Source organism: Flavobacterium sp. FlaQc-30 (assembly GCF_044005885.1).
In the GTDB taxonomy this organism is placed as follows: domain Bacteria; phylum Bacteroidota; class Bacteroidia; order Flavobacteriales; family Flavobacteriaceae; genus Flavobacterium.
This window is the reverse complement of the sequence record NZ_JBIPCO010000007.1, coordinates 20536-35848: the sequence shown is the minus strand read 5'-3', so window position 1 is coordinate 35848 and position 15313 is coordinate 20536. Positions and strand designations below refer to the sequence as shown.

Below are 15313 nucleotides of genomic sequence, written 5' to 3'. Positions count from 1 at the left end.
AAATCAAAACATCTTCTTAAAACCCTCGCTCTTAACCTTCCAAGTTCCATCTTTTGGGAAACCTGGATTTTCTCCTTCAGATCCGTCCCAGCCTGCACACATCATGGCAACAGCAGTTAGAATTCCGCCATTACCCGGAAGATAAAGCGTTAATCGTTCTGCCTGATAATTATGTCCGTTTTTTAAATACGTATTCGTTGTTACTTTCATAAAAAGAGCATCAACCGCTTTATCAGGCATATTTAAACGGGCTGCTGACATCGCCGTCATCGGGAAATCCCAACCCCACGTTTTATCCCAAGACCAAGTTTTCCAAACCAGATCAAAGGTGTTTTTCATAATTTTCTTATCTAAAAGAGAAGTTTCAGGAAGCATTCCAAATGTTCCCAAAACAGACGGATGATCTGTTTTGAATTCGGGATTGGTATAGGAATCTGTTGCGCTTTCTGTTGCTAGATACACATTATCTGCAACTGGAAGTTTTGACAATTTAGCCAAAACCGTTTCCCATTTTTCAGGTACTTTTTGATTTAGCTTTTTCTTCCATTCAATTGCTGTTTTCAAAGCCCAGTTCCAATATGCCAATTCATACGTTGGATTAAAAGTTTCCATTGCTTTAAAACGTTCTTGAGCCGGAATCACGCCCGGACCTAAAACATAACGATCCGTTTTTGGATCGTAATTAGCAAACGAAGCCATAAAATCAGCCGTTGCAAAAACACGTTCGCTGTATAAATTTAAAGTTGAAGCAGTTGGTTTTGCTCTGTAAATCAATTCCGCATAAGTAATAAAATGCGGCTGCTGCCAAATTAAAAATGACCCTACAGACGACGGACTTTCGTTGCCGTCTGCATCAACCATTTTCTGCCATCTTGCTCCTTCAAAACCTTGTCTTTTGGCAATGTTTTTTGCTTTATCAAAAACCTTTTGATACCAAGGAAGACTCTTTTCTAACAATTCTGGTCTGTTCCAAAGTGCAAAATGAACACCGTGCCACCAGTGCATTTCTAAATGCGGTTTTCCATACCAGCTGTTATATGTTAAACCCGTTTCCTGAGGCGGTACTTTTCCAGTACATTGCAGTTTCGTAAGATATTGTGACAGAATAATTCTGCGCTCCAGTTCATTGGCGCGAGAATCTGTACTGCCTGAAAAATCAACTGCAGCGCCGCTGTTCCAGAATTTCTCCCAGCCTTTTATACTGCTGTTTTGAATATCTGTGAAAGAGGAATTTTTAATTGCTTTTTTTTCTGCTAAAGCAAAAAGACAGCTCAATTCTAATGTATTAGTATTCGAAGCTTCAACAACAAAATAATGACCTGAAATTTGTTTTATCTGAGCGTTTCCTTTCCAATTTAAATTTACATTGTACGAAATGCTGTCCATTACATGAGTAACAACGGCTTCTGTTTTTGATTTTGGTGTAAGTGTGCTTTTATAATCTTGTTTTCCTTCCCATTTTGTTCCCATATCTGCCCAATCGCCTGTTGGAAATGGAATTCGTAAACTTATCTTTAAACGTTTTTGCTGTAATAAATCTGATTTTACTTTTACGCCAATTTCATCTTTTTCCTGATGTGAAGCTGTTAAAACTGTTACTGGAGTTCCTTCAATTTCAAAATAACTTTCGATTTCTCCCGTCCACACATTTAGTTTTTGCGAAATGGCTTTTACATCAGATGGCTTTACCAGACTTCCATCTTTCTTCGTAATTTCAAAACCTAAATTCCCAAGCTGCAATAAATGCGGATTCTGTCTGAACCAGTTTACTGCTTCAACTTTTCGTTTTGGTTCTTTAATCTGAACCGTGTATGAAATGTCTCTTCCATATTGCTTATAATCTCTTAAAGTCTCCGAAAACTTATAATTATTGGTGTTTTTATAACTATCCCAACCCCACTCCGATTGTGTTCCAAGCGGAATTCCGTTTTGATATTCTTTCGGAAAAGTCTGGAGCCCAGTAGCATCAACTGTAAAAGCAAAAGCACCGTTACCAACCGTTAAAGATGCGAGAGTATCAATAGCCGAAATTTTGACATTATGTCTTGTTACTAATTCCTTTCGATCGATTTTTTGTGCAAAAAGCGAAACCGAAAATAAGAATACGGTTATGAATTTATAGTTTTTCATGTGGTTATTTTGTTTTGATAGTTTTTTGAAGTTTAGGGTTTCAGATTGGCTTCGACTTCACTCAGCCTGACAGCCAATCTTTTGTCAGGCTGAGCGAAGTCGAAGCCCATTTCTACAATTATCTCATTATGTAATTGACTAATTATCTAATTAATGTTAAACTCATCAAACCGATCACAACATCATTTGCAATAGTTTTCAGAGTCAGGTTTTTTAAAGTTTTATTTTTATCCAAGGGTAATTCTAAAATCGTTCCTGCTCCCCCGTCAACTCCGTAGCTGCTAAATCCTTTTATGGTTTTAAAATCTTTAAAATCTCTAGAAATTTCGCCTGTTTTAAAATAAACTCTTGGCGGTCTTGCAGCATCGGTTGTAAAGGCAAGTCCATCTATAAAATAATCTTGTTCTATTGGCCACCAGTTTTCAGGATTTTTTAATGGTAAAACTTCCGAAGTTCCGTCAGTATACTCTATTTTAATTTCTCCGTTTACGATTCGGCTCTGCATTGGGTTTGTAGTTCCTGCAAGCATAAAATAAGCGTGTGAAGCTTTTCCGTTTAACGGAATATTGATACTTTCTGGGAAGTTATCCCACATCGATGTAAAGATTATATTTTTCTGATTTTCATCAGAAGGTGTTTGAAAAGGAACTCCGTTTGAAGTTGTAATTTTTCCTGTCTGCTTTGCTTTTTCACGTAACCCTTTATCATCAATTTGAACAGAAACGTTTGGATAACACCAATTTCCAATTCCTTGTTTGGGCAATTGTAAGGTTACCGTTTTAGGTCTTGGCGACAAATATTCATAATTGAATATATCAGTGACCTTTGCATTAAAAAAAGAAGATAATGATACCGTTTCTGTTCGCTGTGATTTGTCCAGCGGAATATCCCAATTAAAATCCTTCTGATTTGATTCTTTAGGTTTTATGTTTAACTCAACAGGATACCACCACGATAATTCACCCTGTTTCATCTGAATAAAGAATGTTTTATTTCCCTCGCCATTTACAATTGACTGAAGTGTTCTTTCTTTTTTATCAATTTGACTTAAAACGCCTTGCGGATCATAAATAGAAACCATTTCTCCTTTCGTAATACTAATATTTAAAGCATCCCCTGAATTGTATGAAGGCTTAGTATAGATTTTTCTAAAAGTTCCGCTTTTCCAATTGATGACTACATCATAAACTATATTGTAAGGAACTTCAACGCTGATTTTTGGAGTTCCGACGCTCTCCGGAATAGCTTTCCAAGAGACATTCTTTCCATTAACACTAATACTTTCAACTCCGTCAAAAGGAGCATTTAATAGTAATTTCAAGTCCATTTTTGCAACAAAATGGTTTTCGATATGATAGCTGTCTTTCTTATCTTTTCGACTAAAATCAATTGAAATATCAGGAATTTCTAAAGATGCGTTTTCCCATTTTTCAGGAAAACCTGGCTTTATGGTTAAAACTTCATTTACAGCATCCGGCTGAATCCCGAAAAGTCCTTCGACTAACGTTCGAGAAGCCATTCCAATTGGATCAGCAAAATCGCGGTATAATTCGCCTCGCATAGCATCTTGATACATAAGTTGTTCAAAACCACCCGGAGAAGCGCCTAAATACATACTTTCAATCAAAGCGCTTTCCCACATTGTATACGCTTGTTCAGATTGCCCGCCTTGCCAGAATGCCAGCGAAGTATGCAATTGTTCTGCCAAAGCAACATTATTAGTTGACCAAGTATAGGGCTGCCAGTTTGTAGTGCTTATAACATATAAATCTTTTTTATCCAATCCGTCTGCTGCAATTGGAATATGCGGAATTTGATTATTGATATAATCCAACATTTGATAACTCTCAAAAGGATTTGATAATTCTGAATCTATGGTGTGGTAAATGCTCCAAACTCCAGGTGAATCGTGCAATATTCTATTTCCTAAAGCATCTTTATATTCCGCAAAAATTCCTTTTTTCGGAATCCAAAGCTGATTGTTTGTCGCTTTTAAAATTTTATCTGCTTCTTTTTCAAAAAGAACGGCATCTATATTTAGTTTTTTAGCCAGTTCTGCCGTCATTTTATTCGCATAATAATTATAAGCCGAAGAATGAATTACGCCGCCGCCGCTGTATTGCAAAGCATCACTTGCCCAAATTGAAGCATAAGCATCGTAAAGTCCGTCATTATCTGGATCAAAATTTCGTTTTTCCCATTTTAAATGTCGTTCAATTGTCGGCCACATTTCTTTTAAGAAAGTCAAATCTCCTGTCCATTTAAAATGACGAAACATCTGATCAAAGAAAACCAGATTCATATCGTAATGATGCGCCACATTATTCTTATTCGGACTTCGGCTGATGTAACCGCTGCTAAACATTGAAGTTCCTATTTCTTCTTTCTGACGCGCTAGGTTTTTTTCTTCATCAAACACAACTGGACCACTTTCAGGCGATGTTACCTGCGAATTACTGTAACTTGTAAAATGTGTTTTTGCTCTGTCGTGCCATCCTAAAGGATCTGCTGTATAAGCTCCGCGCCAAGCATTTAAATACATTCTCCAGGCAATTGCACCATGAAGATAAGCTGGACTTTCCCAAATTCCATCAGAAGCAATAGCAAGCGCTGAACCTAATGTATTAATATAATTATCAGGTGTTTTTACTTTAATTCGATTGGCTAAAAGATGCGTTGCTGTAACCGATTTTTCGTAAAGTTCGGCAATGGTTTTCTGTGTATAATTTACTTTTGAAACTTCAGGAACAAAAAGCCAATAGCTTCCTTTATCGGAAATAGAGCTTACTTTCCCGCTTATTAACGGCAGTGCTTCAGATTTAGAATTAAAAAGCGCTAAAGGTTTATTCTGAACATTAGCATCTGCTAAACGAACATCAGAATTTGGAAAAAATCCAGTAACACTTTTATTATTTCCTGTTTTCTGTTTGTTGCTTTCAGAACCATAATCTAAAAGGAAAGATTCCTTTTTCAGCGTATATTTATTATTGAGGCAATAATTGGGCTGTAAATAAAAAACCGATTCAGGATCTGCGCCAATATCGCCGTCACGACTGAACTTTTTTCCAGTTGCGCCTCCATAAGCCCAAATTAAACTAGTCTTTTTAGACCATTTTTCGCTGTATAATTTTACAATAAAACCTTCGCTTTCTTTTAATGCGACAACGTCAATAAATAATTTCCCTCCTTCCAAAATTGGATCTTCGATTGTGTATTGCATTGTTCCCAAAACATAACGTGTATCAATTTTCGCTGCCTCGGTAATCCATTTGCTTTCTTTTCCGTTTGTTAAACCTAATTTAAAATTACCGCCCATTCCAGGCATATACATAGCAAATTCTGGCAAATCTCCCGTTTCAACTCTAAATCCGGTGTTGGAACCATAAAGTGCACGATTAAATTTTCGGGTACCATTTTTTAAAACAAAACTATTTCCTTCGGGTGCGTAATGTAGTTTACGAATGGGCGCTTTTTCCTGACCAAAAACAATCATAGTTGAAGTCAGAAATAAGCCCGCTAAAGTGCAAATAGTACGTTTTTTAATTCCCATAAAATTCAAATAATTGATAATTCTTAAAATTTGAATAATAAAATTTATGCTCGTTTATTTTATTAATTCAATAATTGAGATGCAATTTCTTTGTTTTTTAGCGGGATACTATCCTGCACCTACCTGATTTTATAAATTTAAAAAATATATTAATTTTTAGAATTATCCAATATTTTTTAACATCATAGTACAGGATACAATATAAAAAAGGAACAAGTAGATTTGAAAGTACAATCGCTGATTCTTGATTAAGTGAAAAGAAATAGAAATTGTAAAATGACATTTTAAACGGATTAAACTATACTTAATTTTAAAGTTCAACAAAATAATATGTTTTCAAACCCTACTTTCAAAATTCTATTTTTTATCTCGCTTCACCTTTTTATTATTCAAACCTCACAAGCACAAAAAACAGATTTAATTTACCTTTCGGGGAAAGATTTTGAGCATCCTGTACAATGGGATTTTTATTGTACTGATGGAAACAACAGCAAAGTCTGGTCTAAAATAAATGTGCCTTCTCAATGGGAATTGGAAGGTTTTGGCGAATATACATATGGACGCTGGTATAAGGAATTGAACCAAAAAGAACCAAGCAAGGAAGAAGGTTTTTATAAATATGAATTTCAAATACCATTAGATTATAAAAATAAAAATGTTCTAATCACTTTTGGCGGTGCCATGACGGATACTGAAGTAAAAATCAACGGGAAAATTGCGGGTGCAATACATCAGGGTGGTTTTTATGAATTTAAATATGATATTTCATCTTTATTAAAGTTTGGTTCTAAAAATACAGTGGAAGTTCATGTTTGGAAACATTCTGCTAATAAATCTGTAAATAACGCTGAACGTAGAGCGGATTGGTGGCTTTTTGGCGGTATTTATCGTCCAGTCTGGCTGGAAGTTTCTCCTAAAACCCATATTCAGAATATTGCTGTAAATCCGAAAATGGACGGTTCGATTACTGTTGATTTAAACCTGCAGGATATTCCAAAAAACACGCTTTTACAAGTTTCACTCTCTGGTAAAAATGGAGAAAATTTCCCTGCTTTTACTTTTCCGCTTAAAGCGAAAACCACAAAAGAAACTATCACGGCAAAATGGGAAAATATTAAGCTATGGAATCCTGAAACTCCCAATTTATACAATCTAAAACTGGTTGTAAAACAGAGCGGAACTGTACTTCATGAATACGAGAAAAAGATTGGTTTTAGAACTCTAGAGTTTAAAAAGAAAGACGGTATTTATGTAAACGGCACCAAAATTATCATGAAAGGTATTAATCGCCATTCTTTTTGGCCGGAAGGCGGACGAAGTACAAGTAAACGTATCAGCGAACTGGATGTTAAACTAATTAAAGATATGAATATGAATGCGGTTCGCGGTCATTATCCGCCTGATGATCATTTTCTTCAAGTCTGCGATTCGCTTGGTCTTTTTGTTCTAAATGAATTGGCAGGCTGGCAAAATTCATATGATACTGAAACGGGAACTAAGCTGGTTAAAGAAATGGTGACACGAGATGTAAACCATCCATCGGTTATTATTTGGGATAACGGAAATGAGGGCGGCTGGAATTATGATGTTGATAAAGTGTTTCCCGAAAATGATCCGCAAAAAAGAATTGTCATTCATCCGTGGGCTGATTTTGATGGTTGGGATACGCATCATTACCCAACTTATCTAACGGGAATGCATCGCTTTAATTCTGGTGAAAATGTATTTTTTCCAACTGAATTTATGCACGGAACTTACGATAACGGACACGGCGCGGCATTAGAAGATTTTTGGAATCGATACAAAGAAAGTCCACTTTTTGCAGGAGGTTTTATGTGGGCAATGCTTGATGAAGCGGTAAAACGTTCGGACTGGAAAGGGGAACAAAAGTTTGATTCAAAAGGCTCTTTGGCAGCTGATGGAATTCTAGGACCTCATCGTGAAAAGGAAGGAAGTTATTTTTCGGTTAAAGAAATTTGGGCACCGATTCAGTTTCAGTCCAAACAAATTACGGATGCTTTTGATGGTACTTTTTTAATTTCGAATGATTATCTATTCAGTAATTTGAATTCCTGTAAAATGGAATTTAAAGTTCTAAAGTCAGAAAATGATGTTTTGTATACGAATAAAACATCTCAAGAAATAAGTTCTGGAAAAATTGAAATTCCGAGTATTGAACCAGGAGAAACACGAAAGATAAATTTTGATGTACCCCAAAATTTCTACGAAGGTGATATTTTATCAATAACAGCTTTTGACCAATTTGAAAAGGAAATTTATACTTGGACATGGACAATTCACAAAGCTGCATTTTATGCTTCTAAATTTCTGGCGGTTCAAAATACAAAAGCAAAAGCTTCAGTTACCAAAAACAATTCTGAAATTACTTTAAAAGGAAATGATGTTACGGTAGTTATAAATGCGGCAACTGGAGAACTTCAAAAAATCAGTACTAAAACTGCCGTAATTCCGCTTACGAATGGCCCCCGTCCTATCGGCATGAAAGCGAAATTAAAAGATATTCAGATTTCGCAAGAAGGTGAAAAAGCTGTCTGCGTTGTAAATTATTCGGGCGGATTATCATCTATAAAATGGATTATGGAAGCTGATGGAAGATTAAAAATGGAATTACTGGCTTTAAAAAATGCTTCTGGCGGTGAGGGTTTTGACGGTGCTTTTTTTGAAGATAAAATCAATGCTTTTGGTATTACATTTAGTTTTCCTGAGAAAGAAGTTACTGGAATTAAATGGTTTGGAAGAGGTCCGTATCGGGTTTGGAAAAACAGAATCAAAGGCACGACATTCGGTTTTTGGGAAAAAGAGTACAACAATACAATTACAGGAGAAAGCTTTGAAAACTTGATTTATCCAGAATTCAAAGGATATCATGCAAATATATTGGGTGCCAATTTAAAAGCAGGAACCTCATCGTTTAAAGTTTTCAGCGAATCTGAAAATTTGTTTCTGAGATTATTTACTCCTGATCTGCCTAAAAATGGTTTTCCAGGAAGTTACCCACAGCCTGATTTTCCCGAAGGTGATATTTCGTTTATGTATGAAATTCCGGCAATGAGAGATTTTAAACCTTTGGAACAACAAGGCCCGCAAAGCCAGCCGACAAACATCCGAATTAAAAAAGGCGACGATGGAATAAGGATGGATTTGTGGTTTGATTTTAGAACCTAAATTTTGCTACAAGTTGAAAACACATTATCATTTAACCGCAAGGTTCACAAAGTTTTTTTAAATTATTGTTGAAATAGCGCAAAGGACGCAAAGCTTTGCGTTCCTTGCGTAAATCTTTGTGAACATTGCGATTAAACAAACCCATTCCACAACTCAAAATTCATAAATCAAAAAACATGAAATCACTTAAGATATTTTTTATTTTCTCTTTGGCTGTATTATTCATCAATTTTACATCAAAACAAGACCATAAACCTACTCTTTTTACGGTGGGAGATTCTACTGTAAAAAACGGAAAAGGCAACGGCGCAGGCGGACTTTGGGGCTGGGGAGATTTTATTGGACAGTTTTTGGATACTACAAAAATTAAGGTCGAAAATCATGCTCTAGGCGGCACAAGCAGTCGTACTTTTCAAGATAAAGGTTTATGGAATGTGGTTTTAAACAAACTTAAAAAAGGCGATTATGTACTAATTCAGTTTGGACATAATGATGACGGACCTTTAAATGACAGTCTGCGTGCTCGAGGTACAATAAAGGGTATTGGAAGTGAAACTCAGGAAATAGATAATATCCTCACTAAAAAGCACGAAACGGTACACAGCTACGGCTGGTATATTCAGAAAGTAATTCGTGAGGCTAAATCAAAAGGGGCTATTCCGATTGTTTGTTCACCAATTCCGAGGAATGACTGGAAAAATGGGAAAGTACCTCGAAACGATACTTCATATGGTTTATGGGCAAAACAAATTGCCGAAAAAGAAAAAGTCACATTCATTAATTTGAATGAGAAAATGGCCGTTGAAATGGAAAAACTTGGAGAGCAAAAAATTACTGGAACTTATTTTTATAAAAGAGATCATACGCATACTTCTGCAAAAGGAGCTGTTTTATCGGCTTCGGTAATTATTGACGAAGTAAAACACAGTAAAAACTCCTTAAAAAATTATGTTCTTGAAAACCCGAAAATTGTTCTACCTGTAAAAAACAAAGTCTTTTTAATAGGCGATTCTACGATGGCTGATAATGGAAATCCAGATGCTGTTGGCTGGGGCGTTGCTTTTCCAAAATATTGTGATACAACTCGCATTGCGGTTATCAATAAAGCAAAAGGCGGCAGAAGCAGCAGAACTTTTGTTTCTGAAGGTCTTTGGGATGACGTAAAAAATCAGTTAGAACCGGGTAATTATATTTTAATTCAGTTTGGTCATAATGACGCTGGCGCGGTTGATAAGGAAAAATTCAGAGGTTCTTTAAAAGGAATCGGCGATGAAACTCAGGAAGTAATTCGTCCTGACGGATCAAAAGAGCTTGTACATACTTTTGGCTGGTATATGACAAAGTTTATTCGAGAAGCTAAAGAAAAAGGCGCGATTCCAATTGTTTTAAGCTTAACGCCAAGAAATGAATGGCCAAACGATAAAGTAGAACGCAGAACGGATACGTATATAAAATGGTCAAAAGAAATTACGGAGAAAGAAAATGTTCTTTATATAGATTTGAGCGAAGCGGTTGCTAAAAAATATGAAGCTCTAGGGAAAGAAAAAGTTAAAAGCTTTTTCCCAAAAGATCATACACATACAGGTGCAGAAGGTGCTGATTTAAATGCACTGACTGCTGCAGAATGTATTAAGAAAAGTTATGAGTTATGAGTTATAAGTTGTGAACAAGCCTTCGACTTCGCTCAGGGTGACAGCTGTTTTCATTTGTCAAGCTGAGCGGAGTTGAAGCCAACTTGAAACAAAAAAAAACCTCATCAGGTTGACGAGGTTTTAATTGTATTATTTTTTTGATTCTTCGATAGAAACTTTTCTGAACTCTTTCAAAAGTTTTTCGATTTCTAAAGTAGCTTTACGTGCTCTTGGTCCTGCAGCTTTGATACCTTTTTCAGTTAAAGATTCAGCTTCTGCTTTGAATGCGTCAATTTCGGCGTTGATTTTTACTAATAGATCTTTCATGCTTGTACTTATTAAATTAAGGCGCAAAAATAGAGGTTTGATTGATAGTTACAATAAATTTGCTGTTAAAATTATCATTGTTTTTTGTGCTTTAAATTAGCGTTAAAATCACATTTTATTTTCATCAAAACTCCTTCATCACAACAAACTATTAATCAACTATTTACTAACAAATAAAAAAGAGAATGCTCTTACAAGTACTCCGAGATGCTAGTTTAAAAAAACATACAAACTTTAAAAAAAAGCTAATTTTTGTTCTGTTTTAGTTAAAAAAAGGCAACTGCTTATTGAGGATATGCGTAAAAATTACTCTATTAACTGCTTATTTACATAGACATTCTTAAAACTCACCCCTTTTATTAGGCTTTTATCAATACTTGTTTTGGTCGCTTGAATGTTCAAATTCTCGAATGTAAAATTGGATAAACGTACGTTTGGATCATTTTCTACACCATAAAAGGTTTCGCATTTTAAATCAATATTTTTCAAGGTTACATTGTCTCCGTAAGACAATGGAACGTCTGGACGGCCTTTTAAATCAAAAAATTGTTTCCAAGCAAATATCGCCAGTCCAGTTTTGGCTTCGCCTTTTATATCTTCTACTCTTATGTATTCATATCGCTGTGGTGTATCTGGTCTCATTTTAAGCCATAACATTCGCGAAGCTCCATCTATTTTGCAATTTCTCATAATGACATTTCTGTTATGAATCGATTCGCTTCCGTTTGTTAATGCGGAATGACAAAATCCGAAATTGGTGTTTTCAATTATTATATTAGAATTTGGACCGTTGTTTTTATCTTGATCTGCATAAGGCCCTTTTCCGCCCTTTAAAGCTATTGCATCATCGTTTACTGACATATAACAGCCTCGTATTAATACATTGCTGCAAATATCAATATCAATAGCGTCTGTACTTGGTGCTTTAATTTCGATATGAGGTGAAAAAATATACAAATCCAGCAGTTTTACATTATTGCATTTATAAAAATGATTCGTCCAAAAACCAGAGTTAATCAATTTTACGTCCTGAAGTTGTACATTGTTTGAGTTCCATACAAAAACAAGTCTTGGTCTCGAAACTTCGAGATTGGTGCATTTTGGGTTTATTTTTCGTCTTTCCCAAAAGGCTTCCCAATATTTTTTACCATTTCCGTTGATGGTTCCTTTTCCTGAAATCGAGAAATTGTCAACACCGTAAGCGTTTACCAAAGCAGGAAAATAATCTAGGTTCTGCCCTTCCATTCTTGATGGCATTATTGGAAAATCAGCAATATTATCTGAGCCTTTTAAAACTCCACCTTCTGAAACGTATAATGCTGTTTTTGGTTTAAAAAATAAGGCACCGCTTAAATAAACTCCTTTTGGAATCACAACTACTCCTCCTCCATTTGCAGCCGCTTTATCAATAACTTTTTGTATTGCAGCGGTCTGAATTTTAGTGCTGTCTTTCCCAACATTAAAATCTGTAATAATATATTGTTTGCCTAAACTCTTTAATTGAATTTTAGAATAATCTTTGAACCAATTTGAAATTGGACTTCCGTCTGGAAATGTGTCATTAGTATAATTCTGCGAGAATGTGACTTGAGAAAAGCCAATAACGCAAAAAAGGATTCTTAAAATAGTTTTCATTTGGTTAGTTGTTAGTTTTGTAGTTATGTATAACTGTTATTTTACCTCAACTTTAATTTTAGCCGATAACTGCTTTGCCAAAGTTGTCACGTAAGAGGTGAAATATGCTGAATCTTTAAAGTTTTTGTCGGCGCTGAGTTCCCAGCCGGCGATTGGGTAGTAACTTACTTCTTGGTTATTTTTTACAGAAACTTTTATTAGATATGAATCTGTTAACTGTCCTGTTTTTGGTGCTTCTATATATCCCTTGTAAACATTTTTAGGAACTATTACTGCGGTTCCTAAAATCCATTGACGTTCGTAAGTCAATTTATCATGCTGAATAAAACAAACAAACTCTCCTGCCTCAATTACTTGCAATGGGTTTTGATTGTTTAAATTAGAAAGCGTAATTAGTAATGTGTCGTTTCCTTTTAAACCATTTACCGAAACTGTATTTTTATAACCGTACATTCCCGGCCAGATCGAAGCTGTTTCTTCTGCTTGGTATTTATTTCCTGATGCTTCCCAGTTTTGATATTTGTAGTTTAGAACTGAATTTACAGGGCCTTCGCTGACAATTTTAAATGTTGTTTTTTCGATATTATTTAAAGTATCATTGGCTAAAATTCCAAGTCTGTTTATTTTATTATCATTGGTCAACAGAGCAAAACCTCCTAAACCTGCTGAGCTTCCAACAGGAAAAATATCTCTCCCCCAATCGTGCATTACGTGGTAATTGTCTTCAACAGCACCTTTGCTGTTTATTCCAACATCTTCTGAGGTAATTCCCGGCGTTTTTTTTCCAAAAACATCTTTGCAATTTCTTCCATCTAAATAATGTCTAAAACCTACTTTATCATTTTCCCAAGTCGGGCCATCAGTTTGGTATTTTTGGTAACCGAGTTTTTTATGTACTTGATTGGCTAGTAAAACTTCTTGTGTATCTGGATGAACGGGCAGGTTTTTACCTTCTCTTTTTCCAAATCTGGCACTTGTTCTAACCGTGAACTTTGGATCTTTATTTGACCAGCTTAAAACGGCTTTCTTTTCTTGGTTTGCTGCAAAATCAGTTACCAGAAACAATTCGTCCCATTTTCCGTCACCATCTAAATCATTTACCTGAGCCGGAATTGTATCTTTTTTGTAAATTAAAATAGGGTAAATTCCAGATTCTTTATTTAGGGAAAGTTGGTTTCTTTTGATGGAAATGGCTTTTTGAGTCAGCTCTAAATTGGAAGTGTTTTTTAAAACAATTGTATTTCCAGCTGTTTTTTTCTGTGCATTACTGCTTGCAAAAACGAAGATCGATAATGCAATTGGTGCATAAAATTTTATTGTATTTTTCATTCTTATTATAACTTTTTAATTTAAAACAATTTACTCATTTAATCTAAATGGAAAACCTCTTTTAGTGTGTTTGTTTTCGGGGAATTGTCTGGATTCGTTTCCATAATATCAGCCATATAATTCCACCATTTTTTCATAAGAGGATGGCTGGAAAGTTGTGAACGATCAAAATCTAAACTTAATTTTTGAACGCCAAAAAGTATTCCGCTTTCTTCATCTAAAAAAATAGAATAATCCTGAATACCGTTTTCAGACAATAAAGCTGTTAATTCTGTCCAAATAGCATCGTGTCTTATTTTATATTCGGTTTCAAAACCTTTTTTCAGTTGCATTGTAAAGGCATTTCTAACAATTTTATTTTCCATTTTTTCTCTGTTAAACTGTTTGATTTAAAATTTCATCTAAACGATTTTAAAAATAAATGCTGATGAAGTTTCATATTTTCCTCCTTGCGACGCCGTAAATAAATAAGTTGCTTTTCCGTTTTGAAATAATAATTGAGGGCGTTCTGCGCGTCCGTATCGATTTAAATGTTTCGGAGCTTCAGGTTCTTTTACATATTTGTTTAATGGCTGATATGAAATTTGCGGATCGCTCCAATGAATCCCATCTTTGGAGTCCATATAAAGTCCGTAATCCATTCCAAAAACACCCATATCTCTCGCCAGCATTTTGAACTTTTTATTTTCATGCCAAACAAAAGCGTCTTCACATTGTTTGTTATCTCCTAATTTTGAAAAATCAATCAATGGATTGTTTTTGTATTTTATATAAGGACCTGTCAACGATTTAGAAATTGCCAATCCGTATTTTCTGTTTCCTTTGATTGGGAATTTTGGATTAACATAATTCTCTGTATCTAATGATTTATAATAAAGCCAATATTCGCCGTTTGGATGTTTTAAAAAAGATGGATTTGTAGTTAGTAAATCATCCCAATCACCTTGTTCTCCAGGCTGCAACAATGGTTTATCTGGTCGTTGCCATGGCCCGTAAAGTGAATCTGAAGTTGCTAAACCAATTCGCTTTGTATCCATTTTTCCATTCGAATTTCCCATGAAAAAAAGCGCATATTTTCCGTCTACAAAATGAATACTTGGATTATGGCAGGTTGTAGCATCCCAAAAACCCTCACCTCTTGGTGTTAAAATGGTGCTGACATATTCATAAGGTCCTTCTGGTTTATCGGCAACTGCATGTGCAATTTCAGAACCGTTTATCCAGCCGCTCATGCTTTTTGATTTTTTCCAACGAGAAAAAAATACATGAATCTTACCATCTGGTCCTTCAATTGGGCTGTTACACCAAACATAATAATCTTCAAATTCTAAGGCACGCCCGACTGGTCGAAGTCTTTTCTCAAAATCTGAGAGTTTTGGATCGTCGAAAAAAGCACTGGCTTCTGCCGAAAACGGAAGACACAACGCAATGGCTGCTAGAGAATTTCCAATTAAAAATTGCCTTCGATTCATTTGACTTTTATTCCGATTTATATTTATGTCTTAAATATTCTCACGCAGATTGA

9 protein-coding genes are annotated in these 15313 nt (G+C 35.3%); 2 read left to right on the top strand and 7 right to left on the bottom strand.

Annotated features, from left to right (window positions below; all coding sequences use genetic code 11):
* Positions 1–3: 3 nt before the first annotated feature.
* On the bottom strand, positions 4–2130 hold the full coding sequence (locus ACHRV0_RS15780) for a hypothetical protein (RefSeq protein WP_395441531.1): 2127 nt from the start codon (positions 2128–2130) through the stop codon (positions 4–6).
* A gap of 142 nt (positions 2131–2272) precedes the next feature.
* On the bottom strand, positions 2273–5680 hold the full coding sequence (locus ACHRV0_RS15775) for a DUF4450 domain-containing protein (RefSeq protein ID WP_395441530.1): 3408 nt from the start codon (positions 5678–5680) through the stop codon (positions 2273–2275).
* 330 nt (positions 5681–6010) lie between these two features.
* On the opposite strand from ACHRV0_RS15775, the gene ACHRV0_RS15770 reads away from it, so the two are divergent.
* Positions 6011–8866: a glycoside hydrolase family 2 TIM barrel-domain containing protein gene (locus ACHRV0_RS15770; protein ID WP_395441529.1), complete on the top strand. Its 2856-nt coding sequence runs from the start codon at positions 6011–6013 to the stop codon at positions 8864–8866.
* A 176-nt stretch (positions 8867–9042) separates the two neighbouring features.
* Positions 9043–10518: a rhamnogalacturonan acetylesterase gene (locus tag ACHRV0_RS15765; protein WP_395441528.1), complete on the top strand. Its 1476-nt coding sequence runs from the start codon at positions 9043–9045 to the stop codon at positions 10516–10518.
* Between the two features lie 129 nt (positions 10519–10647).
* Here the strand turns inward: ACHRV0_RS15765 and ACHRV0_RS15760 are convergent, their stop codons facing one another.
* The 5 genes from ACHRV0_RS15760 to ACHRV0_RS15740 all read right to left on the bottom strand — a co-directional run bounded on the left by ACHRV0_RS15760 (position 10648) and on the right by ACHRV0_RS15740 (position 15260).
* Entirely contained in the window at positions 10648–10824 is a 177-nt protein-coding gene (locus ACHRV0_RS15760) for a histone H1 (RefSeq protein ID WP_029272605.1), read from the bottom strand.
* A gap of 306 nt (positions 10825–11130) precedes the next feature.
* Positions 11131–12459: a glycoside hydrolase family 28 protein gene (locus ACHRV0_RS15755; RefSeq protein WP_395441527.1), complete on the bottom strand. Its 1329-nt coding sequence runs from the start codon at positions 12457–12459 to the stop codon at positions 11131–11133.
* Between the two features lie 36 nt (positions 12460–12495).
* The gene (locus tag ACHRV0_RS15750) at positions 12496–13788 is read right to left on the bottom strand and encodes a DUF4861 domain-containing protein (RefSeq protein WP_395441526.1); all 1293 of its coding nucleotides are present in this window, start codon (positions 13786–13788) and stop codon (positions 12496–12498) included.
* A 38-nt stretch (positions 13789–13826) separates the two neighbouring features.
* Positions 13827–14153, bottom strand: coding sequence for an L-rhamnose mutarotase (rhaM, locus tag ACHRV0_RS15745; protein ID WP_395441525.1), 327 nt, complete (start codon positions 14151–14153; stop codon positions 13827–13829).
* Between the two features lie 36 nt (positions 14154–14189).
* Positions 14190–15260 carry a glycoside hydrolase family protein gene (locus ACHRV0_RS15740; RefSeq protein WP_395441524.1) on the bottom strand — a complete coding sequence of 357 codons (1071 nt, stop codon included), beginning with the start codon at positions 15258–15260 and terminating at the stop codon, positions 14190–14192.
* Positions 15261–15313: the final 53 nt, after the last annotated feature.

What these genes read in the sequence shown, in the direction of transcription:
- ACHRV0_RS15780 (WP_395441531.1), bottom strand. Translation starts at nt 2,130, where the DNA reads ATGAAAAACTATAAATTCATAACCGTATTCTTATTTTCGGTTTCGCTT.
- ACHRV0_RS15775 (WP_395441530.1), bottom strand. Translation starts at nt 5,680, where the DNA reads ATGGGAATTAAAAAACGTACTATTTGCACTTTAGCGGGCTTATTTCTG.
- ACHRV0_RS15770 (WP_395441529.1), top strand. Translation starts at nt 6,011, where the DNA reads ATGTTTTCAAACCCTACTTTCAAAATTCTATTTTTTATCTCGCTTCAC.
- ACHRV0_RS15765 (WP_395441528.1), top strand. Translation starts at nt 9,043, where the DNA reads ATGAAATCACTTAAGATATTTTTTATTTTCTCTTTGGCTGTATTATTC.
- ACHRV0_RS15760 (WP_029272605.1), bottom strand. Translation starts at nt 10,824, where the DNA reads ATGAAAGATCTATTAGTAAAAATCAACGCCGAAATTGACGCATTCAAA.
- ACHRV0_RS15755 (WP_395441527.1), bottom strand. Translation starts at nt 12,459, where the DNA reads ATGAAAACTATTTTAAGAATCCTTTTTTGCGTTATTGGCTTTTCTCAA.
- ACHRV0_RS15750 (WP_395441526.1), bottom strand. Translation starts at nt 13,788, where the DNA reads ATGAAAAATACAATAAAATTTTATGCACCAATTGCATTATCGATCTTC.
- rhaM (WP_395441525.1), bottom strand. Translation starts at nt 14,153, where the DNA reads ATGGAAAATAAAATTGTTAGAAATGCCTTTACAATGCAACTGAAAAAA.
- ACHRV0_RS15740 (WP_395441524.1), bottom strand. Translation starts at nt 15,260, where the DNA reads ATGAATCGAAGGCAATTTTTAATTGGAAATTCTCTAGCAGCCATTGCG.